This is a genomic window from Bradyrhizobium ottawaense (genome assembly GCF_900099825.1).
GTDB lineage: Bacteria > Pseudomonadota > Alphaproteobacteria > Rhizobiales > Xanthobacteraceae > Bradyrhizobium > Bradyrhizobium ottawaense_A.
On the sequence record NZ_LT629693.1, the window covers coordinates 1,587,040 to 1,608,655 of the forward strand.

A 21,616-nucleotide genomic window follows, 5' to 3' on the forward strand; every position below is an offset into this window, starting at 1 on the left:
GATGCGTTCCCCGGATGCTGCGCAGCAGGCCGCACTTGCGGCGTGGTGCGCTGCTGATCCGGGGTCCATCGGCCGGATGCGGTGGGTCCCGGCTCTGCGGTGCATCGTAAGAACGCTGCACCGCGTCCGGGACACGAGACCATCACCCCGCATGCATCGCACGCGCGGCGGCGCTGTGGCGGCGGATCAGGTCTGGCACGTCGAGGCCGGGGATCGCGCCATCGATCACGGCCCAGTTGCCGCCGACCATGACGCGGTCGGCGCGGTGCGCGCCGCAGAGCACTAGCGCCGCGAGCGGGTCGCCGTGGCCTGAGAAGCGCAACTCGTCGAGCTTGAACAGCGCGAGATCGGCGGCCTTGCCGACGGCGATTTCGCCCAACTCAGGACGGCCGACGCAGGCGGCGGAGCCTTTGGTGGCCCAGCGCAGCGCGTCCTTGTGGCTGACGCGGCTAACGCCATAACGTGCGCGCTGTAAGAGAAACGCGGCGCGCACTTCCTGCATCAGGTTGGACCCATCGTTCGACGCCGAACCGTCGACGCCGAGACCGATCGAGACCCCGGCCTCCTCCATCTCGCAGACCGGGCAGCAGCCCGACGCCAAAATTTGATTGCTGCAGGCGCAATGGCTGATCGACGTTTTCGCCTTGCCGAGCCGCTTCATTTCGTCCGGCTTGAAGAAGATGCCGTGCGCCAGCCAGGTCCTGGCGTTGAGCCAGCCGCATTGTTCGAGATAGTCCAGCGGACGGCAGCCGTACATCTGCTCGCAGAATTTGTTCTCGTCCTCGGTTTCGGCCAGATGGGTATGCAGGCGGACGTCGAGCTTTTCGGCAAGCGCAGCGGTGGCGCTCATCAACTGTGTCGTCACCGAAAATGGCGAGCACGGCGCCAGCGCGATCTGCACCATCGCATCCTCGCCGCGCTGGTGGTGTTTTGCGACGACGCGCGCACAGTCGGCCAAAATCGTGTCTTCGTCCTGCACGACGCTGTCAGGCGGCAGGCCGCCGTCCTTCTGCGACAGGTTCATCGAGCCGCGCGTCAGCAACACCCGCAGGCCGAGGCGTTTTGCGGCGGCGACTTCGATATCGACGGCGTCCTCCAGCCCGCCCGGAAACACGTAGTGGTGATCGGTCGTGGTGGTACAGCCCGACAGCAGCAGCTCCGACATCGCGACGGTGACGCCGAGGTGGAGCGCCTCCGGGGTCAGGCGCGCCCACACCGGATAAAGCGCCTGCAGCCACGGGAACAGTTCGCGGTCCATCGCCGCCGGCAGCGCCCGGGTCAGGGTCTGGTAGAAATGGTGATGGGTGTTGATCAGCCCGGGCAGCACGACATGGGCGGAGGCATCATAGACCGCAGTATGGGCGGTCGCAGGCTCGCGGCCTTTGGCCACCAGCTCGATGATCTTGCCGCCGCGGACCACGATGCCGCGTTCGGCGCCGTCGGCCAGAATGGAAAGGGGATCCTTGATCCAGATCGCCTGCGTTTGGTCCATGATCCCACCGTCTTTCGTAGCAAGCGCCATCACGGGCGCCCGTTCCCTGCAATGCAAAGACCATCCCAACGGGATTGGCAATTGGCGCTGGTCTTGCAAGACTTCTAAAGCACAGAGGCATCCTGTTGAAAGCACTAGCCGATCCATGGACCTGAACACGATAGAAGCGGTGGCGCGTCCCAGGGCGCGGGATCAGTTGCCCGTTTGGACGGCAGGCGATGCGTGGCTTGCGGGCGGGACGTGGCTGTTCTCCGAACCGCAGGCCCACCTGCGCCGGCTGATCGACCTTACCGACCTGAAATGGCCGGCGCTGACGATCAATGAGACCGGGCTGTCGATCGCGGCAACCTGCACGGTCGCGCAACTCGACGCACTGGCCTGCCCGCCGGAATGGATCGCCTCCCCCCTGATTAACCAGTGCTGCCGGGCCTTTCTCGCCTCCTTCAAGATCTGGAAGACCGCAACCGTCGGCGGCAACATCTGCATGTCGCTGCCGGCCGGGCCGATGATCTCGCTGACCTCGGCACTCGACGGCATCGCCACCATCTGGCAGGCCGCCGGCGGCGAACGAAGGGTCGCGGTCGCCGATTTCGTCACCGGCGACAACCGCAATGTGCTCGTCCACGGCGACCTGCTGCGGCAGATCGATATCCCGCTCGCGGCGCTGAAGCGGCGCTCGGCGTTTCGGCAGATTTCGCTGACGCCGCTCGGCCGCTCGGCGGCGCTCTTGATCGGCAGCCTGACCGGCGAAGACGCCCTGGCGCTGACGGTGACCGCATCGACCAAGCGGCCGGTGCAATTGTCCTTTGCCGGAATTCCAACGGCGAAGGAGCTGCGCGAGACGATCTTGCAGCGTATTCCCGACGAGCTCTATCACACCGACGTCCATGGCAAGCCGGCATGGCGCAAACACATGACATTGCGGCTTAGCGAAGAAATCCGCAGCGAATTGCGGGCGTTGCTATGAGTTTTGAAATCAACGGCAAGGAATTTTCGCAAGCCCCGCGGGCCGGGCAATGCCTGCGGACATTTCTGCACCAGCTCGGGCATTTCGGCGTCAAGAAAGGCTGCGACGCCGGCGACTGCGGCGCCTGCACGGTGCTGCTCGACGGCGAACCCGTTCATAGCTGCCTGATCCCGGCGTTTCGCGCCGACGGCCACTCGGTGACCACCATCGAGGGATTAGCGCCCGACGGCGGCATCCATCCGATGCAGCAGGCGTTTCTCGATGCGCAGGGATTTCAGTGCGGGTTCTGCACCGCCGGCATGATCCTGACCTGCGCCTCGCTGAACCAGGCGCAGCGCCAGGACCTCGGCGCATCGCTGAAGGGAAACATCTGCCGCTGTACCGGATACCGTTCGATCGAAGACGCGCTCAACGGCAAGACCAATGTCGAGGATGCCGCCGCCGGCACCGCGTTCGGCCGCAGCCTGCCCGCGCCCGCCGGACCGAACGTGGTGCGCGGCGCCGAACGTTACACCTTCGATATCGCCCCGGAAGGCCTGCTGCATATCAAGATGCTGCGCTCGCCGCATCCGCACGCCAAAATCATCTCGATCGACAAGCGCGCTGCGCTCGGCGTCGCCGGCGTTCATGCGGTGCTGACGTACAAAGACGCGCCGGACCGGCTGTTCTCGACTGCGCGGCACGAAAAAGACTGGATGGACCCGGAAGATACCAAGGTGCTCGATAGTGTCGTGCGCTTTATCGGGCAGAAGGTTGCGGCCGTGGTCGCCGAGACCGAAGCCGCCGCTGAAGACGCCTGCCGCCGGCTGGCAGTCGAATATGAAGTTCTCCCTGCCGTAATCGATCCGGCGCAGGCGATCGCACCGGGCGCGCCTGTGATCCATGGCGACAAGACGCCGGCGCGTCGCATCAGCAATTCGGCGCGCAATATCGTCGCCGAAATCCATGGCGAATTCGGCGATGTTGCGGCAGCGCTCACGCGGTCGGCCGTGACCTATCAAGGCACCTTCACGACCCAGCGGGTGCAGCACGCGGCGCTCGAGACCCATGGCGGCATCGCCTGGGTCGATGCCGATGGCGTGCTGACGGTTCGCACCTCGACGCAGGTGCCGTTTTTGACGCGGCGGGCGCTGGCGGATCTTTTCAATTTGCCGTTCGACAAGGTGCGGGTGTTGTGCGAACGGGTCGGCGGCGGCTTTGGCGGCAAGCAGGAAATGTTCGTCGAGGACATTCTGACGCTGGCGGCGCTGAAGACCGGGCGACCGGTGAAATTCGAACTGACCCGCGAGGAGCAATTCATCGCGACCTCGACGCGGCATCCGATGCGCGTCACCGTCACCGCCGGCGCCGACAAAGACGGCAAACTGACCGCGCTGCAACTCGACGTGCTCTCCAACACCGGGGCTTACGGCAATCATGCCGGTCCGGTGTTGTTTCATTCCGTCGGCGAAACCATCGCGGTCTATAACTGCCCGAACAAGAAGGTCGATGCGACAGCCGTCTATACCAACACCGTGCCATCGGGCGCGTTTCGCGGCTACGGCCTGCCGCAAGCGCTGCTGGCGGTGGAAGCCGCGATCGACGAACTGGCAGAACAGCTCGGCATCAGCCCGTTCGAGATGCGCCGCCGCAATATCGTCAAGCCCGGCGATCCGATGCTGTCGCCGCCGGAGTCCGAATATCACGACGTGTTCTATGGCTCCTACGGCCTCGACCAGTGCCTCGACCTGGTTGAGCGGGCGATGACGGCCGACGCGCCCAAGCCAAACCTTTCCGGGGACTGGCTGACCGGCGACGGCATCGCGCTGACCATGATCGATACCGTGCCGCCGGCCGGACATTTCGCCGATTGCAGCATCTCGCTGCGCGAGGATGGCGGTTTCGAGCTGACGGTCGGCACCGCCGAATTCGGTAACGGCACCACGACGGTGCATCGCCAGATCGCAGCAAGCGCGCTCGCGACCACGGTCGACCGGATCACGCTGAAGCAATCCGACACCGCGCATGGCGGCCACGACACCGGCGCCTACGGCAGCGCCGGCACTTTTGTGGCCGGCCGCGCCACACAGGCCGCGGCCGAGGCGCTCGCCGCCGAAATGAAGACCTTCGCCGCGTCGCTGATTGGCGAAAATCCGGACGCCTGCGTGCTGGAAAATCACACCACGGTATGCGCCGGACGCCGCACGCCGTTCGCCCTGCTCGCAGCGTCAGCGAAGGCGCTCGGCAAACCGCTTGCCGCCAGCGGCACCTCGGCGGGCTCGCCACGCTCGGTCGCCTTCAACGTCCAGGGCTTTCGTGTCGCCGTCAACAAGTTCACCGGCGAGATCAGGATTCTGAAAAGCGTGCATGCGGCGGATGCCGGCAGGGTCGCCAATCCCATGCAGTGCCGCGGCCAGGTCGAGGGCGGCGTCGCGCAATCACTCGGCGCCACGCTCTATGAGGAAATGGTGATCGACGAGACCGGCCGCGTCATCAATCCGAAATTCCGCGACTACCACCTGCCGCAGTTTGCCGACATCCCGCGCACCGAGGTGTTCTTTGCCGATACGTCAGACACGATCGGGCCGATGGGCGCGAAATCGATGAGCGAAAGCCCGTATAATCCGGTGGCCGCAGCAATCGGCAACGCCATTGCCAATGCCACCGGCATCCGCTTTACAGCCACCCCGTTCAAGCCCGACCGGCTGTTTCCGGCGCTGCATGAGAAGTTTGGCAAGTAAGCATGCGCTACTGCCGGCTGGCCCAATCCAGGATCGCGGCCGCCTCCGGAGAAACCCTAGCCTGCCACGCAGCGATCGGAGCGCTTCCCGCTTTCTTGAGGGCGGCGATAATGGCCGGTGGCGCCGGCTCGTCGATGCTGACGCCGTTGGCGCGCATCCGCGCGTAGTTCTCGGCGGTACGATTGACGAGGAGTTCGATCTGGCTGTTTTCGGTCTCCACCGCGGCGGCATCGACGGCGGCTTGCTGGTCGGCAGGCAAGGCGTCAAATGCATCCTTGCGGACGAACGCGATCGAGACCGGGATCGCGTAGTTGATCGGCGTGAAATGATGCAGGTCGTCCCAAAGCTTTCGGCCCGCGCCGCCATCGCCAGAGGTCAGGATCGCATTGAGTTTATGCTCCTTGACCCTGGCGATCGCCTCGTTGAATGGGAGGAATTCCGCCGCAGCGCCCGCGGCACGCAAGACGTCCGCCGAACTCTTGTCATAGGCTCTCACCGCCAACGCATGCAGATCTTCCTCACCTTTGAGTTGCTGGTCCGACCAGATCCCCGTCGCCGGCCAGATCGTGATGTAGAGCAACTTCATGCCCCGCGCCGCCAGCGCGCGTTCATATAGCGGCCGTGCTCTGGCGTTGACGGCCTTTGCGGTCTCGACCGACTGGACCACAAAGGGCAGCGCCGACAGACCGAATATCGGGTCCGACGATTCCAGCGGCGCCGCAAACGCGTCGCCGCCGTCGACACGATGGTCCTGCGCCGCCTGCGGCATGTCGCGGGAACTGATTTTCAGTTCATTGTCGAACGCAGTGGCGGTTGTCAACGAACCCTGAGTCTTCGACGACAACAATTTCCCGAAAGTGACCAACCCGATGCCGGAGATGTTGCTCTCCGGATATTCCGTCGTCATCTTCCACTGGACTTGCGCAAAAGCGGCGGCGGGGAGCACGACGAAAATCAGTGCAGCCGCACAGAGGCCCCTGCAAAGCCATCGATGCAAGCCGAACCCGGAAATAACGCTCACATGGAACTCCTCGACCGGCCCGCAGCCGCAAAGACAGATTTTCTTAACCAAAACGTCTCAGAATTTGATGTCACCGGTAGGACCGTCGAAGATATCTAGCAGGCATTCCCATGCGACGCATCATCGAACACCTCTTCGAACTCATTGAGGCCAATACCCCCTGTGCGATTTGCGCCGTGGCTGCGTCGTTCGCGATCACGGGTTGCCTGCGCTTCATCTGGGAATAAAGCACAGGGGAGCCAGCTTTGAGCTAGCCCCTGCCCACCGTGCACTCGATCTGGCCGTGCGGCTCGTCGGTCGGCAGGAATACGTCGTTGTTGTTATCAAGCCCGAACGCCGACAGGTTCATCAGGATGAAATGCATGTTCGGGCAGGCCATGCTGATCTCGGAAATTTCGGGAGCTGCCGCAAGCGCCGCCTCGCCCATCCGATACAGGCTGTCCTGCACGCTCATGCTGTAGGTGGTCGCAAACACTTCCAGCAACGTGTCGAGAATCTTCTTGTTGGTCGCCGGATAGCTTGCGGGTTTGCCCGACCATTTCCATGACGCCACCATGGACGTCGCACACATCCGGTCGCCGGTCGGCGGGATCGTCGTGTAGGCATCCTTGACGTAGTTCTCCCAGCCCGACTGGGTCGACTTCATGAAGGTGAAGCCGTCAATGCCGGACGACATGACAGCAGCGCCACCGCGAATCTGCGAGACGTCCACCGTGGGCTTGCCGTTGCTGTCGAGCACGAAACTGTGCGGATGCGGCTTGCCGCCGAAACTGAGCCGGCTCCATTTGGTCTCGTGCGCGGTGATGGCGACCGAGGCAATCTGCGGATAGGTGTCGAGATATTTCTTCGCCAGCACCTGGCAGAATTCTTCGGTGCAGAGACCAGTATTCTGGCGGGCAACGATGTTGACGACGTTCTTGATGGTGTCGGTCGAGACCGAGGTGGAATTGTCGGCGTTTGTATAGGCGCGCGCGAAGTCGCCCTCGATCATCGCCTTGACGTCGAGCTGGCTGACCTCGTGACGGTCGCCCTCGCGATGGATGCGCATCACGCGGACGCGGCCCTTGCCGTATCGGTTCTTGATCAGCGGCATGGCATGGCCTCCAGTTCAGCCGGCAACTCTGCGGGACTTCGAACGCCCGGTGTGTTCCAATAATGAGCAACGTTCGTGCCATCAGGCAAGGGCTTGGGACCGGGTTCTGGCACGGGGCTTGTATCGATCTGATCGGGTAACGGTCTGATCGGGCCGCGGGCCCAGTCCTTTAGAAGGCAAGTTTTGGGGACCAGTCCATGACCGCGACCGAAGTCCATCCCGTCGACCAGATCCTGCCGACGCCACGGCTGCTCGCGCTGGGCCTGCAGCATGTGCTGGTGATGTATGCCGGCGCCGTCGCGGTGCCCCTGATCATCGGCCGGGCGCTCAAGCTGCCGCCGGAAGACGTCGCCTTCCTGATCAGCGCGGACCTGTTCGCCTGCGGGCTGGCCACGCTGGTGCAATGCATCGGCTTTCCCGGGGTCGGGATTCGCCTGCCCGTAATGATGGGCGTCACCTTTGCTTCCGTCGGCCCGATGCTGTCGATGGCGGCGGCGCCCGACATCGGCCTGCTCGGCATCTACGGTTCGGTGATTGCTGCCGGAATCTTCGGCATCCTTGCCGCGCCTTTCATCAGCCGGCTGCTGCCGCTGTTTCCCCCGGTCGTGACCGGAACCATCATCATGGTGATCGGCATCTCCTTGATGCGGGTCGGGATCAACTGGGCCGGTGGCGGCCTGCCGACGCTGACCAAGGTGGTGGACGGTGTCCCCGGCGCGTTTCCCAATCCCGGCTATGGCCAGTTGCAGGGGCTCGGCATCGCGCTGTTCGTGCTGCTGGTGATCCTCGGCCTGATCAAATGGGGGACCGGCTTCATCGCCAATGTCTCGGTGCTGCTCGGCATCATCGCCGGCGCGATCCTCGCCAGCCTGCTCGGCGTCATGCATTTCGAGAAAGTCGCGGCGGCGTCATGGGGCGCGATCGTGATACCCTTGCATTTCGGCATGCCGCAATTCCACCTCGTGCCAGTTGTCACCATGTGCATTGTGATGATCGTGGTCATGATCGAGTCGCTCGGAATGTTTCTCGCGCTCGGCGAAATCACCGGCAAGACCGTCGATCGCGACGCGCTGACCCGTGGCCTGCGCGCCGACGGCGTCGGCACGCTGCTCGGCGGCCTCTTCAATACTTTCCCCTATACGTCGTTCTCGCAGAACGTCGGCCTGGTCAGCGTCACCGGCGTGCGCTCGCGCTGGGTGACGGTCGCCGGCGGCGGCATCATGCTGCTGCTCGGCTTGCTGCCGAAGATGGCGGCACTGGTCGAAGCGGTGCCGCTGGTGGTGCTTGGCGGCGCCGGCCTCGTGATGTTCGGCATGGTGGCCGCGACCGGCGCCCGCATCCTCACCGCGGTCGATTTCAGGAACAACCGTTTCAACCTGTTCGTGGTCGCGATCTCCGTCGGCTTCGGCATGATTCCGCTCGCCGCGCCGAACTTCTTCAGGAACCTGCCGCACGACCTGCAGCCACTGCTGGAAAGCGGCATCCTGCTCTGCGCGCTGGTGGCTGTGATCCTGAACGCGTTCTTCAACGGCGTCGGCAGCAAGGAAGAAGCGGAAGCGGGCGCCGCTGCGGCGGCAGCGACGGCGCAGCATTAGTCCACCGGTCTCATCCTGAGGAGCGCGCCCAGGCGCGCGTCTCGAAGGGACGGTGGCACCCGGGCCTCATGGTTCGAGACGCCCGCTGCGCGGGCTCCTCACCATGAGGAATCAACTCCCCCGATAGGTCCCGTAGCTCCAGGGCGTAACCAATAGCGGCACATGGAGATGGCCCTCGGGATCGCTGACGGAAAAGCGCAGCGGGATCTGGTCGAGGAACGGCGGGTCCGACATCGGCACGCCGCGGCCGGCAAAATACTCGCCGACACTGAACATCAGCTCGTAGCGTCCGATCGGCACCGGGCGGCCGCCGATCAAGGGTTGATCGGTGCGGCCGTCGCTGTTGGTCACCGCGCGTGCGATCACGCGGGCCTCGCCCAAGTCAGACAGCTCGGTCAGCACCACTGAAATTCCCACCGCGGGCTTTCCGCTGTGGGTGTCGAGCACATGGGTCGACAGCCGTCCGTGCACCGCGAGTCTGTCATCGGAGACCACGAACTGGTCGAGCCGTAGCGCCGCGATGCGACAAATTTCATTGATGGATGTCTGCGTCTCCGTCGCCACGTCGTTCGGCAGGCGGCGCTCGAAATCGCGCAGCACGGAATCCTTGGTGTGGCGGCGAACGCAGACAATGTAGGGAAAACCGAATTTGGCGCGATAGGCATTGTTGACGCGCTCGAACGCCTCGAATTCGGCATCGGACAGCCGGTCGAGACCGAGGCTGTTCTGCTCGGAGGTGGATTCGGCGGTCAGGCCCGCGGCACGCTGGGTCTTGTTGGCGAGATCGGGATGCGCCTTGATCAGCGTCATCCTTTGTTCGGCCGGCGCGCGATCGACCGTATCCTTCATCGCCGCGAGCAGCGGCTTCACACCGGCAAATGGCCGCGCGGCAGCCGCCTGTTCGGCAATCCAGGGCGAGCATTCGAAGATATTGGCAAGGCTGGCTACGAAATCGTCCCTGCTGCAGCCGTTGAGTTCAGAAAGGCTTCTTTGCATTGACCTACCCGATGTTGAACGCGTGCCCGGCCAGATGCTTCAGATTGGCGTGCCAATGCTGCGCGATCTGCAGCCGCGTCGGCACCCAGACGCGTTCATGCTTGCCGACGTAATCGAGAAACCGCATCAGCGACGCGGCGCGGCCGGGGTGGCCGACGACGCGGCAATGCAGGCCGATCGACATCATCTTCGGCGAGGTCGCGCCTTCGGCATAGAGCACGTCAAAGCTGTCCTTGAGATAGGTGAAGAATTCCTCGCCGCCGCCGAACCCCTGCGCGTTGACGAAGCGCATGTCATTGGCGTCGAGCGTGTAGGGAATAACCAGATGCGGCTCCAGGGCCTGCGTCCTGATCCAGTACGGCAGGTCGTCGGCATAGGAGTCGCACAGATAGAGCAGACCGCCGGCTTCCATCAAAAGCCGGAGCGTGTTGATCGAGGAGCGTCCGGTGTACCAGCCGAGCGGACGCGAACCGGTCGCCTCGGTGTGGACGCGGATCGCCTCCGCGATCTCCCACCGCTCCTCCGCCTCCGACATGTCCTTGTGCTCGATCCATTTCAGGCTGTGGCTGGCGATATCCCAGCCCGCCTCCTTCATGGCGGCGACCACGTCGGGGTTTCGCTGCAGGGCGGTCGCGACGCCAAACACCGTTGCCGGCATCTTGCGTTCGGTGAACATCCGCCACAGCCGCCAGAAGCCGGCCCGCGAGCCATACTCGAACATCGATTCGATATTGGCGTGGCGCTGGCTCGGCCAGGGCTGCGCGCCCAGCACATCCGACAGGAACGCTTCCGAGGCGCGGTCGCCATGCAGGATGTTGTTCTCGCCGCCTTCCTCGAAATTCACCACGAACTGCACGGCGATCCGCGCATTGCCCGGCCACTTCGGATCGGGCGGATGGCGGCCATAGCCGCGGAGGTCGCGCGGGTAGTTCGGCTCCGTCACCTAGACTTCCTCGAACCGGATTTTTTGCGCGCCTTTCCACAGCACGGTTTTGCCGAACGCGGTCAGGTTCTCCAGCCCCGAGGTCAGGGTGATGAAGTGGTTGCCGGCGAGCTGGCCCATCTTGCTGGCGAAATGCACGCCGCCATAGGCGAGCAGGATTTCGGTTTCGCTGATGCCGCCGGGATAGAGGATGATCTGGCCAGGCGCGGGATAGCTGGTGTGGTTCTCATAGGAGACGCCGAAGTCGAGATCGCCGAGCGGCATCCAGACCCCCTCGCCGCTCCAGCGCACATGGATCGCCTGGCTTTCGAACGGCATCGCCTTTCGAAACGCCGCGACCGTTTTGGGCGCCAGCTGCTCTTCGAAACGGGCGTTGAAGGTGAACTCACCGGCGCGGACGATCAATTGGCTCATCGGTCTCTTCTCTCGGATGGCTGTAGAAAAATGGCTTCGCCATATCCATTGCAGCCGGAATTGACGGAAGCAAGGAACATTCCAGCCCGTGGGGATCGGTTTCGAGCCTGGCCGCTTTATTGCCGCCGGTCGTAGGACCAGCCGAAAATCCCGCCCCGCTGGGCTTCCGGTTCCGGGGCCGCCGCGGGCGCGGCCTCTCTGGCTTCGGCCTGCGGAGACGGCGGCGGCGCCGGCAGGTTGTCGCACTTCATGGAATAGACCAGTTCGCCCTTCGCGGTGCGGCCGATCGGAGCGCAGTTGTCGACGACCCGTGCGGCTGCCTTCGGGGCGGCCGTGGGCGTCAACGGGGTCTGGGCCCACGCGGGCGATACGGCCAGTAACGTGACCAGCAGGATCTTCTTCATTGGCTCTACTCGCGACAACTGCATTCTCATGACGCTCTCTCTTGGCGCCTGGTCGGCTGGGACCCATTCTATCGCAACCCGACGACAGCGGTTGCTGAATATTTAGCCGATCGAAGTCCCTGACCAGAAAATTTGCTCGCCGCTTCGTGATGGCAGCGCGCGTAATAATCCGCTGCCGTCATCGTTATCTCCGAAGCAGCGCTGCAACGGCGAGGCGCGTCTGTCTCGCTAGCGAAAAGCGTCAAAGGGAGAACCACTATGCGAAAGACAATCCTCACCATCCTCGGCTCGGCCTTGATCGTTGCAACCTCCGTGCAATTCGCGGCTGCGGCCCAGCGTCATCACCGCAACGCCGACCAGGTCGTGACGAGCCAGCAGCAGACCCGCAATGCCTATGCGGCCTGGCCGGCACCGGCCGTACAGCCCGACTGGTCGCGCTATTCGGGCGGCTATTCGGCGCCTGCCGGACGCTAACGGAAAATCAGCGTCTGGATTGGAAAGCCGGTCGCTTGCAGCGGGCGGCTTTTTCCACGAGATCAGCCGATGCGTATCCGATAGCTGAGGCTTCGGGTTGCTGACGGCGCGATGTGCATCAGCCCGGGCTTGTCGGTGAATTCGCCATCGAATTCCACCGGGCTGGCAAAACCGTGCCACGGCTCGATGCAGAGGAACGGCACACCGCCGGGCTTCGACCAGATCCCGAGTTCGCGAAATCCATCCCACGACATTTCGATCGATGGCCCACGATCGGCTGCAAAGCGAACGGACGTGCTCGCCGGATGGTCCAGAATGACGGCGTCGTCATCAAACAATTTTTCCGAGAGCGGCAGGATTTTGCCGCCAATAGGCGTTGGCTCCGGCTGTGCCAGCATCAGCCCGCCTTTGAGACGGCGGATCGACGCGGGCTCATCATGGGAGAAGGTGAGCGCGTAGTCCTGCTTGTGCAGCCCCGGCAGCAACGGCCAGTTAAACGCCGGATGCGCGCCAATCGAAGCCGGCAGCACCTCATTTCCGGTGTTGGTGACAGCTAGCCTGATATCGAGATCGGCGTCCTTTACCGTGCAGGTGACTTCCAGCCGAAACGCGAACGGGTAACGGGAACGGGTTGCGGCATTGTCGGTCAGAACCAGCGTGCAGGAATCCGACTGACGGTTGAGCCATTCAAAGCGATGATCGCGCGCAACACCATGCTGTGTCATCGGATAGGTCTTGCCGCGAACGAGCAGTTCGTCGTTCTTCAGGCGGCCGACGATCGGAAACAGCAAGGGAGAATGCCGCGGCCACGCTTCGCCGGCCTGCCAGAGCAATTCCAGCCCTTCGGCGTTCCGCAGCGAGCACAGTTCGGCGCCGTCGGCCTTGATGGTCGCGGCGATCCGGTTGCTGCGAAGCGAATGGCGGTCGTCGGTCATGCTGCCCCGTTCCTATCCCTCATAATTCATGAAGTTGACCACCGCAACGGGCGCGATGCGATGACGGTAGCCGATGCCGGTTGTGACGGTGACGCATAACCGGTCCCGCGCTAAAGACTTGCATTCCCCTGATGTTGCGCGCTTCATCGGTCCAAACAATCCGAACCGGGGAAGCACCCATGCCAGCCAGAATCATCGGTATGATCGGCACCCAGCAGGAAGGCGTCGCGGTCCATCTGATCCAGGGCAAGATATCGCGCGAGTGGGTACGCGATTTCACCCGCCTGCACGAGCAGTGGAATTACGACTCCGTCCTCGTCGGCTATTACGCATCGGCGGCCGAAGGTTTTGCCATCGCGCTTTACGCTGCCGACCACACCGAGCGGATCAAGTTCCTGATCGCGCACCGGCCGGGCTCGGTCGCGCCCGCGCTCGCAGCGCGGCAGGTCGCGACCTTCGACCAGCTCACGCAGGGCCGGATGTCACTGCACATCATCGCAGGCACCAGCGACAAGGATCAGGCCAGCGAAGGCGACTTCCTGCCGAAGGACGACCGCTACCGCAGAGCCGGCGAATATCTCGACGTGATGCGCAAGATCTGGACCAGCGACTCACCGCTCAACCACCACGGCGAGTTCTACCGGGTCGAGGGTGCGTTCTCCGACATCAAGCCATATCAGCAGCCCTATCCATCGCTGTTCTTCGGCGGTTCGTCGGAAGGCGCGCTGGAGATGGGTGCCCGGCATTGCGATGTGTTTGCGATCTTCGGCGAACCGCTCGCCGAGACACGTGAAAGGATGCAGGATTTCCGGCGGCGCGCGGCCGTGTTCGGCCGCAGGGTCGGCTTCAACATGTCGTTGCGCCCGATCATCGCGGACACCGAGGGTGCGGCGTGGGACAAGGCCAACAAGCTGCTGGCCGATGTCGAGGGCAAGACCGGGGCTGCGCCGCAACCGACCAATACGTCTGCCGAACGCCTTCTCGGCTACGCCGCGCGCGGCGATGTGCATGACGAACGGCTGTGGATGGGGATTGCCCGCGCGACCGGCGCACCCGGCAATACCTCGTGCCTGATCGGAACGCCGGAACAGGTCTCGGCCGCCGTGCTGGAATATTACCGGCTCGGAATCCATTCGTTCCTGCTGCGCGGTTTTGAAAACCCGCACGACACGGTCGCGATCGGCCGCGAATTGATTCCGCGGATCAAGGCCGGCGCGCTGGAGATCGACCGGCTGGCCGAAGCCGCCGAGTAAACCACGACAACCCGAAAGCGAGATACTATGGATCAAGTTGCATGAGAGCGGTGGTTGTCGAGCATTACGATTCGATTGATGGAATTTCGATTAGGGAGAAAGACCTGCCGGAGGTTGCGGCCGGCGAAGTCCGCGTCAGGATCGGCGCCGCGGCAGTCGGTTTCGTCGACGGGTTGAAGGTACAGGGCCTCTACCAGACCAAGGATCCGCTGCCCTTCGTGCCGGGAACGGAGTTCGCAGGCACGGTCGATTCCGTGGCCGACGATGTCGCTGGATTCAAGCCGGGCATGCCCGTGCTCGGCATGACCCGTTCTGGCGCGCTCGCCGAATATATTTCGGTGCCGTCGGCGGCGCTGAAGCATCTGCCGGCGCAGGTTCCCTTTGAGGCCGGCGCCTCGTTCCAGGCCAATTATCTGACCGGGCTTTACGCGCTCGAGGCGCGCGCTTTGCTCCGCGCCGGAGAAACACTGCTGGTACTGGGCGCCGCGGGCGGCGTCGGCATCGCGGCGGTTCAGATCGGAAAGCTGATGGGCGCGCGCGTGATCGCGGCGGCATCGACGCCGGAGAAACGCGCCTTCGCGGTGCGACACGGCGCGGATGAAACCGTCGACTACACCGAGGCCAACTGGCGCGACACGCTCAAGACGCTGACCGGCGGCCACGGGCCTGACGTGATCTACGATCCGGTCGGCGGCGAAGTGTCGCTGCAGGCGTTCCGCTCGATCGCCTGGCTCGGCCGCCACCTGGTGGTCGGGTTCGCCTCCGGTACCATTCCGGCGCTGGCGTTCAACCTTCCGCTGCTCAAGGGCGGCGCCCTGCTCGGGGTCGATCTCGCGCAAATCCAGAAGCGCGAGCCGGAGACGCATGCGCGCCTGATCGCACAACTGTTCGACTGGCTCGCGTCCGGAAAATTGCAGCCCGTGGTCGGCAAGGTCGTGCCGTTCGAGAATTTTCGCGAAGCGTTCAAGACCATGCAGTCGCGATCGGCACTGGGCAAGATGATCATCAAGTTCCCCTGAGCCCACCTTTGTACAAGCCATCATGACAGCCGCCGCGACAACGTTTCCGGCGTCGAAACAGGACAAGGACGAATGCCCAAGGAAGAAACCGGCAACCCGGCGCGGCGCCGCCACATGCATACGCGCACGATCGAATGCAACGGCTACCTGCGCGACGACGGGCTGTGGGAAGTCGAGGCACGTATGAGGGACACAAAACCGTTTTCCCAGAGCGCCAGCCGGTACCGCGAGGAACTCAAACCGGGCGATCCCGTGCACGATATCGCCCTGCGCCTCGCGATCGATGACAGCATGACGGTTCGAGAGGCGCAGGCGACCATGCGCGCCACGCCCTATCCGACCTGCATCGAGGTCGAGCCGATACTCCAACGCTTGGTCGGCGAGCGCATCGGCAACGGATGGCGCAAGGTGGTTCAGAACAAACTCGGCCGGCTCGAGAGCTGCACGCATCTGTCGGAATTGCTCGGTCCTGCCGTGACCACGCTGTTTCAGACCATGTCACAAGGCAAAAATCCGGAAGGCCGCGATTCGCTGGAGAACCAGCGTGTCCGCACCGAGCGGCCGTTCTTCGTCGGCGGCTGTCATTCCTGGCGCACCGACGGCCCCATCGTCGCCGACATGTTCCCGCAATTCGCCACGAAGGCGGCCGCACGGGATTAGCTATTGCCCTCATGATAGAACGGGCGTTGCCACATCGTTCGCGCTCCCTGTTATCTCGGGAATTGTAACGCCGATCCGGTCCGACAGCCAGCCGCGTTCCGGTCAGGCTCCCGTGCGTCGCGACCGCATGACGCGGTCAGCCAGCGCAAACGCAGCCGCCAGCACGCAGCCTGCGATGATGCCAAAGGTGAGGTCCTCGATCAGCGTGAGCCCGAAGGTCGCCAGCAGCACGCTGGCGCTGCGCCAGCCGTACAGCAGGCGAACGAAGTCTTCCTTCTCCGCCATGTTCCAGCACACCACGACCAGCACGCCGGCGAGTGTCGCGAGCGGGATGAAGCTTGCCAGTGGCGAGGCGACCAGCATGAACACCAGCACGAACACGGCGTGTGCCATGCCGGACACGGGGCTGACTGCGCCCGCGCGGATATTGGTCGCGGTGCGCGCAATCGTTCCGGTCACGCTGATGCCGCCGAACAAGGCGGAGGCGACGTTGGCGACGCCCTGCGCGACGACCTCCATGTTGTAGCGGTGCTTGCGCCCGGTCATGCCGTCCGCCACCTTGGCCGACAGCAGGCTTTCGACGGCGCCCAGAAGCGTGAAGGACAGTGCCGTCGGCAACACCGCGAGAACGGCTGCCGTCGAAAATGCCGGCAGCCTGAGCGTCGGCACGCCGCTCGGCAGTTGGCCGAAATGGCTGCCGATGGTTTCCACCGGCAAGTGGAACAGCCAGGCGGCAAGCGTGGCAAGCGTGACCGCGATCAGCATTCCCGGCCAGGTTGGCGCGAGGCGCCGCACCAGGAAGATCAGCGCGGCCGTGCCCACGCCGACGGCGAGCGTGATCGGGCTGATGGTCGGCAGCGCCTGGCCGAGCACGACGAGCTTCGGCAGCAATTGTCCGGGTTCGGCGCCGGACAGTTTCAGGCCGGCGAGATCCCTGAGCTGGCTCGCAAAGATCGTGACCGCGATTCCGCAGGTGAAGCCGACAGTCACGGCATGCGGAATGTAACGGATCAGCGTGCCAAGCCGCAGCAGGCCGATCAAGGTCAACATGAAGCCGGAGATGAACACCGTCAGTAACAGCCCGTCGAGGCCGAATTTGGAGACGGTTGCGGCCACCAGAACGATGAACGCGCCGGCCGGTCCGCCGATCTGGTAGCGGCTGCCGCCCAGCACCGACACTAAAAAGCCGCCGATTACAGCGGCATATAATCCCCGCTCGGGCGATACGCCCGAGGCGACGGCAATCGCCATCGATAACGGAAGCGCCACGATCGCAACGGTCAAAGCCGCGAGCAGGTCGCGGCGCAGCCAGTCGAGATTGTACCCTTCGGCCAGGATGGTCGCGAGTTTCGGACGATAGACGTGGGCAGTGGCGGAGCCATCGGGCATGGTGGGCAAACCGATCTGGATTCGGGGGGACTATAGCTGACGGAGCCGAGACGTGGGCCGAAAATGCGGTGGTGCGACGTTTTTCACTTGATCCAGATCAAATCCCCGGGTCATCTCCGCGCACATGATGGAGTGGAGATGCCCTCGTTCGTCCGGTTGCTCGCGTTCCCGATCCTGCTTGCGTTCGCGCCCTCGGCATCCGCCAACCCGGCGTTCGAGACCAAGGCGGTTTGCCGAACGGCAATCGCGGTCATCATGGACCGTGACCCCAAACTGGTCCGGGCAACCGACGCGCCCGACGGCGTCGTGGTCCTGACCTATGCCCGCCCGTTCGACAATTTCGTCTTTACCTATCGATGCCGGCTCGAGGGCGATCGGGTGGTCTGGGCGGACGAGCCCGGACGCTGGCGGGACGGCGCCAAGGACGCCAAGGTCTCGTTCGAGGTCGCCGGCACCGGCGACCGCCTTCGCATCATCGTCAGCCGGGCCAATCGCCCGACCGTGCAGCAACTATTCGATCGCGACCTGAACGAAGTGCCTTAGCATGTCGCGACGGTCGCGCGATCAGCCCGTATGCTCGATGGCGCGGATCGCGCCGCGCAGTTCGGCCAGGCCCCGCAATCTGCCGATCGCGGTATAGCCGGGATTGGTCCGCTTGGTCTCGGCGAGATCGTCGAGCATACGGTGGCCGTGATCCGGCCGGAATATGATTTGATGATCGGAAGAACGCTTACGATTTTCGGTCAGCAGCGCCTTGAGCACCGCGATCATGTCGACATCGCCGTCGAGATGATCGGACTCGAAGAACGACAGGCCGCCCTCCTCGCGCTTGGTCGCCCGCAGATGGGCAAAGCCGATCCGCGGCGCAAAGCGCTTCGCCATCGCCGGCAGGTCGTTTTCCTGGCGCACGCCGAGCGAGCCGGTACAGAAACAGATGCCGTTGGCCTTGGACGGAACGGCGTCGAACAGCGCCTGATAGTCTTCCGCCGACGAGGCGATGCGCGGCAGGCCGAACAGCGGGCGCGGCGGATCGTCGGGATGCAGCGTCAGCGTTACGCCGAGCTGCTCCGCCACCGGCGTCACGCGCGCGAGGAATTCGCTCAGATGCCGGCGCAGCACCGCAGAATTGATGCCGCGGTATTGCTGCAGGCGGTCGCGAAACTGCGGAATGGTCAGCGGATCGGTGGTCGATCCCGGCAGCGCGCTGGCGATATTGGTCACGAGGCGGTCGATGTCGACTTGCGTCATGCCGGCAAAGACCTGCCTGGCACGCAGCTGTGCGGCCTCGGAATATTCCGCCGGAGCTTCGGGCCGCTGCAGGATATGGAGATCGAACGCCGCAAAACGATCCTGGTCGAAGCGCATGGCGCGGGCACCGTTGGGTAACTCCCATTCGAGATCGGTGCGGCACCAGTCGACCACGGGCATGAAATTATAGCAGATGATCCTGATGCCGGCGGCGGCCACCGCCTCGAGGCTCGCAATCCAGGCCTCGATCGAACGCACCGCTTTGCCGCCGAGCCGCTTGACGTCGTCGGGCACCGGGATCGATTCCACCACCGACCAAGTCAGCGGCGAGCGGCCGGGCTGGCCGTTCTCGATAAAATTCTTGCGTTCTTCGACCGCCGATCGCGTCCAGGCTTCGCCGATCGGCACCTGATGCAGCGCCGTCACCACATCGGTGGCGCCGGCCTGGCGGATATCGTCCAGCGACACTGGGTCATCGGGCCCATACCACCGCCATCCCTGCAGCATCATGCGGAGTCTCCTGAATGTGTGTCGCCGATCAATGCGCTGTCAGTACGACCTTGACGCTTTGCGAACGATCGAGCGCAAGGCGAACCGCGTCGGGCGCCCCCGACAACGGACGTTCGGCCGTCACCAGCGCCAGCACGTCGATGCTGCCATCGGCGATCAGTTCGACCGCGGTGAAGAATTCAGCCCCGAAGCGGAACGAGCCGCGAAGATCGATCTCCTTGGCCATCACCGCGTTCGCCGGCACCGGAATCTGCCCGCCCGGGAGATTGCCGACCTGAACCACGATGCCGCCGCGCCTGACAACGCCGATCGCGCTCGCAAGGCCCGCCGCCGTTCCCGACACTTCGAACGCCACATCGAAAGGCTGCGCCGCGGCCTGCGCCTTCAGCGCCTCGTCACCGCCGGAGATGTCGACAACATGGCTGGCGCCGAGCCTGGTCGCGAACGCCAACGGCGCCGCCGCAATATCGACGACGGTGACGTCGGCGACCCCTGCCCGGCGCGCCGCCAGCATGGTCAGCAGTCCGATCGGACCGGCGCCGAACAGCACCGCACGCTTGCCGTTGACGTCACCGGCACGCGCGACCGCGTGCAGGCATACCGCCAGCGGTTCGGCCAGGGCTGCCGCCTGATACGTCACGTGGTCCGGAATCTTCACGCACTGCGCCGGGACGGCATCGAACACAGAGGCAAAACCGCCCTGCATGTGCGGCGTCTTCGAGGCCGATCCCATGAAGAAGATGTTTTCGCAGAGGTTTGCCCGGTTCTCGCGGCAGGGCTTGCAATGGCCGCACCAGCGCGACGGATTGACGGCAACCCTGTCGCCAATTTTCAGGCCCGGTGCGGGGCCGGCGATCTCGACGACTTCGCCCGCGATCTCGTGGCCGAGCACGAGCGGCGAAGTCACGACGAAATCTCCGGTGCGGGCATGGCGATAGTAGTGCATGTCCGAACCGCAAATGCCGCCGGCGCCGAACCGGATGCGCACCATGCCGGACGCCAGCGGATCGAGCGCCCGCTCGACCATGCGCAGATCTTCCGGGCCGAACAGGGTTGCGGCCAATGCCATCGATGTCATTTTGCTAGTCCCATATATTTCGGTAACCAGAGCGTCAGCTCCGGGATGTAAGTGATCGCAATCAGCGCCAGCAACAACGGCACCAGCCACGGCAGGATCGCCATCGTCGTACGCTCGACCGACAGTTTTGCCACGCGCGCGAGCACGAACAGCACCATACCGAGCGGCGGATGCAGCAACCCGATCATCAGGTTGAGCGTCATGATCAGGCCGAAATGGATCGGATCGATCCCGAGCTTGAGAACGATCGGCAGCAGGATCGGCACCAGGATGGTGATCGCGGCGATGGTATCGATGAAACAGCCGACGAACAGGATCAGGATATTCGCGAGCAGCAGGAACACCCATTTGTTGTGGGTGATCCCGAGTATCGTGTCGGTCAGGATCTGCGCCGCTTGCGAGACCGTCAGCAGCCACGCAAAAATCGAGGCCGCGGTGACGATGAACAGCACGGAGGCCGTGGTCTCGATGGTATCGAACGTCGCCTTGGCCACCGTCTTCATCGTCATCGAGCGATAGCGCACCAGACCCAGAAACAGCGACCAGATCACGGCGGCGACCGCGGCTTCGGTCGGCGTGAACCAGCCGAGCGTCATGCCGCCGATCAGGATGACCGGCGCCATCAACGCCATCACGGCCGAGAAATCAAAGTACCAATCGAGCGCCAGCAGGACGGCGAGCCCGATCCCGACCGCCATATTGGTCGAGAGGCCGGCGACGACCATCAGCCAGACCGCAAGTGGGAAGCCCAGCACGATGACGATCTCAAGGCCGGCCGATCCGATCTGCGCCCATGAGAACGGGGAATCGCTGCCCCAGCCGTTCTTGTGCGCGAAATAGGCCACCGTCGCCATCATCAGCAAGGTCATGACCGCGCCGGGAATCACGCCGCCGAGAAACAGCGCGCCGATCGAGACGTTCGCCATCATGCCGTAGATCACGAACGGCAGCGACGGCGGGATGATCGGGCCGAGCGTTGCGGAGGCCGCCGTCACGCCGACGGAAAATTCCGTCGAGTAGCCGTGGTCCTGCATCGCCTTGATCTCGATGGTGCCGAGGCCGGCGGCGTCCGCGATCGCGGTGCCGGACATGCCGGAGAAGATCACCGAGCCGATGATGTTGACGTGGCCGAGGCCGCCGCGCATCCAGCCGACGAGGGCGACCGCAAACTTGTAGATGCGGCCGGTGACGCCGGCGATGTTCATGAGATTGCCGGCAAGAATGAAGAACGGCACCGCCAGCAGGGGAAAACTCTCGACGCCGGCGATCATGCGCTGCGCCAACGTCACATCGGGCGTGATGCCGGTAACGAGAATATACAAGAGCGAGGATGCGGCCATCGCCAGCGCGACGGGAAGGCCGAGCAGCATCAGGATCAGAAATCCGCCGAGGAGCAGCAGCATCG

20 protein-coding genes are annotated in these 21,616 nt (G+C 64.0%); 8 read left to right on the forward strand and 12 right to left on the reverse strand.

Going from position 1 to position 21,616, the window contains the following annotated elements:
* Positions 1–142 precede the first annotated feature (142 nt).
* Positions 143–1,492 carry an 8-oxoguanine deaminase gene (locus tag BLR13_RS07425; RefSeq protein WP_074825858.1) on the reverse strand — a complete coding sequence of 450 codons (1,350 nt, stop codon included), beginning with the start codon at positions 1,490–1,492 and terminating at the stop codon, positions 143–145.
* 145 nt (positions 1,493–1,637) lie between these two features.
* Here BLR13_RS07425 and BLR13_RS07430 point away from each other — a divergent pair, with 145 nt between their 5' ends.
* Together BLR13_RS07430 and BLR13_RS07435 are read left to right on the forward strand one after the other, a co-directional pair.
* Entirely contained in the window at positions 1,638–2,459 is an 822-nt protein-coding gene (locus BLR13_RS07430) for an FAD binding domain-containing protein (protein ID WP_074825857.1), read from the forward strand.
* Positions 2,456–5,179 carry a molybdopterin-dependent oxidoreductase gene (locus BLR13_RS07435; RefSeq protein ID WP_074825855.1) on the forward strand — a complete coding sequence of 908 codons (2,724 nt, stop codon included), beginning with the start codon at positions 2,456–2,458 and terminating at the stop codon, positions 5,177–5,179. The genes BLR13_RS07430 and BLR13_RS07435 overlap by 4 nt, the downstream gene beginning before the upstream one ends.
* A gap of 7 nt (positions 5,180–5,186) precedes the next feature.
* On the opposite strand, the gene BLR13_RS07440 is transcribed toward BLR13_RS07435, so the two are convergent.
* Both BLR13_RS07440 and pucL read right to left on the reverse strand, forming a co-directional pair.
* Positions 5,187–6,200: a TRAP transporter substrate-binding protein gene (locus BLR13_RS07440; RefSeq protein WP_349517052.1), complete on the reverse strand. Its 1,014-nt coding sequence runs from the start codon at positions 6,198–6,200 to the stop codon at positions 5,187–5,189.
* Positions 6,201–6,450: 250 nt separating this feature from the next.
* A complete protein-coding gene (gene pucL / locus BLR13_RS07445) occupies positions 6,451–7,293 on the reverse strand; it encodes a factor-independent urate hydroxylase (protein WP_074825853.1) in 843 nt (280 codons plus the stop codon).
* Positions 7,294–7,490: 197 nt separating this feature from the next.
* Here pucL and BLR13_RS07450 point away from each other — a divergent pair, with 197 nt between their 5' ends.
* A complete protein-coding gene (locus BLR13_RS07450) occupies positions 7,491–8,888 on the forward strand; it encodes a nucleobase:cation symporter-2 family protein (RefSeq protein ID WP_074825851.1) in 1,398 nt (465 codons plus the stop codon).
* A gap of 111 nt (positions 8,889–8,999) precedes the next feature.
* Here BLR13_RS07450 and uraD read toward each other — a convergent pair whose 3' ends face one another.
* From uraD to BLR13_RS07470, 4 genes are all read right to left on the reverse strand, one after another.
* Complete coding sequence (uraD, locus tag BLR13_RS07455; RefSeq protein ID WP_074825849.1) at positions 9,000–9,884, reverse strand: 2-oxo-4-hydroxy-4-carboxy-5-ureidoimidazoline decarboxylase; 885 nt, start codon at positions 9,882–9,884, stop codon at positions 9,000–9,002.
* Positions 9,885–9,888: 4 nt separating this feature from the next.
* Positions 9,889–10,827, reverse strand: a complete 939-nt coding sequence (puuE, locus tag BLR13_RS07460) for an allantoinase PuuE (protein WP_074825848.1) — start codon at positions 10,825–10,827, stop codon at positions 9,889–9,891.
* Complete coding sequence (locus BLR13_RS07465) at positions 10,828–11,241, reverse strand: DUF3830 family protein (RefSeq protein ID WP_074825847.1); 414 nt, start codon at positions 11,239–11,241, stop codon at positions 10,828–10,830.
* A 116-nt stretch (positions 11,242–11,357) separates the two neighbouring features.
* Positions 11,358–11,645: a hypothetical protein gene (locus tag BLR13_RS07470; RefSeq protein ID WP_074825846.1), complete on the reverse strand. Its 288-nt coding sequence runs from the start codon at positions 11,643–11,645 to the stop codon at positions 11,358–11,360.
* A gap of 258 nt (positions 11,646–11,903) precedes the next feature.
* On the opposite strand from BLR13_RS07470, the gene BLR13_RS07475 reads away from it, so the two are divergent.
* On the forward strand, positions 11,904–12,119 hold the full coding sequence (locus tag BLR13_RS07475; protein ID WP_074825844.1) for a hypothetical protein: 216 nt from the start codon (positions 11,904–11,906) through the stop codon (positions 12,117–12,119).
* 62 nt (positions 12,120–12,181) lie between these two features.
* Here the strand turns inward: BLR13_RS07475 and BLR13_RS07480 are convergent, their stop codons facing one another.
* Positions 12,182–13,054 carry an aldose 1-epimerase family protein gene (locus BLR13_RS07480; RefSeq protein ID WP_074825843.1) on the reverse strand — a complete coding sequence of 291 codons (873 nt, stop codon included), beginning with the start codon at positions 13,052–13,054 and terminating at the stop codon, positions 12,182–12,184.
* A 179-nt stretch (positions 13,055–13,233) separates the two neighbouring features.
* Between BLR13_RS07480 and BLR13_RS07485 the strand changes: the two genes are divergently transcribed.
* From BLR13_RS07485 to BLR13_RS07495, 3 genes are all read left to right on the forward strand, one after another.
* Positions 13,234–14,307, forward strand: coding sequence for an LLM class flavin-dependent oxidoreductase (locus BLR13_RS07485; protein WP_074825842.1), 1,074 nt, complete (start codon positions 13,234–13,236; stop codon positions 14,305–14,307).
* Between the two features lie 41 nt (positions 14,308–14,348).
* On the forward strand, positions 14,349–15,326 hold the full coding sequence (locus BLR13_RS07490) for an NADPH:quinone oxidoreductase family protein (protein ID WP_074825841.1): 978 nt from the start codon (positions 14,349–14,351) through the stop codon (positions 15,324–15,326).
* A gap of 72 nt (positions 15,327–15,398) precedes the next feature.
* Positions 15,399–15,986: a DUF2889 domain-containing protein gene (locus BLR13_RS07495; RefSeq protein ID WP_074825838.1), complete on the forward strand. Its 588-nt coding sequence runs from the start codon at positions 15,399–15,401 to the stop codon at positions 15,984–15,986.
* Positions 15,987–16,088: 102 nt separating this feature from the next.
* Here BLR13_RS07495 and BLR13_RS07500 read toward each other — a convergent pair whose 3' ends face one another.
* A complete protein-coding gene (locus BLR13_RS07500; RefSeq protein ID WP_074825836.1) occupies positions 16,089–17,375 on the reverse strand; it encodes a SulP family inorganic anion transporter in 1,287 nt (428 codons plus the stop codon).
* A 138-nt stretch (positions 17,376–17,513) separates the two neighbouring features.
* Here BLR13_RS07500 and BLR13_RS07505 point away from each other — a divergent pair, with 138 nt between their 5' ends.
* A complete protein-coding gene (locus tag BLR13_RS07505; RefSeq protein WP_074825834.1) occupies positions 17,514–17,918 on the forward strand; it encodes a hypothetical protein in 405 nt (134 codons plus the stop codon).
* A gap of 21 nt (positions 17,919–17,939) precedes the next feature.
* On the opposite strand, the gene uxuA is transcribed toward BLR13_RS07505, so the two are convergent.
* Genes uxuA through BLR13_RS07520 form a run of 3 tightly spaced genes read right to left on the reverse strand, consistent with a single transcriptional unit; the run spans position 17,940 to position 21,614 of the window.
* Positions 17,940–19,130, reverse strand: a complete 1,191-nt coding sequence (gene uxuA / locus BLR13_RS07510) for a mannonate dehydratase (RefSeq protein WP_074831807.1) — start codon at positions 19,128–19,130, stop codon at positions 17,940–17,942.
* A gap of 31 nt (positions 19,131–19,161) precedes the next feature.
* Positions 19,162–20,211, reverse strand: coding sequence for an L-idonate 5-dehydrogenase (locus BLR13_RS07515; protein ID WP_074825832.1), 1,050 nt, complete (start codon positions 20,209–20,211; stop codon positions 19,162–19,164).
* Positions 20,208–21,614: a TRAP transporter large permease gene (locus BLR13_RS07520; RefSeq protein WP_074825830.1), complete on the reverse strand. Its 1,407-nt coding sequence runs from the start codon at positions 21,612–21,614 to the stop codon at positions 20,208–20,210. The genes BLR13_RS07515 and BLR13_RS07520 overlap by 4 nt, the downstream gene beginning before the upstream one ends.
* Positions 21,615–21,616: the final 2 nt, after the last annotated feature.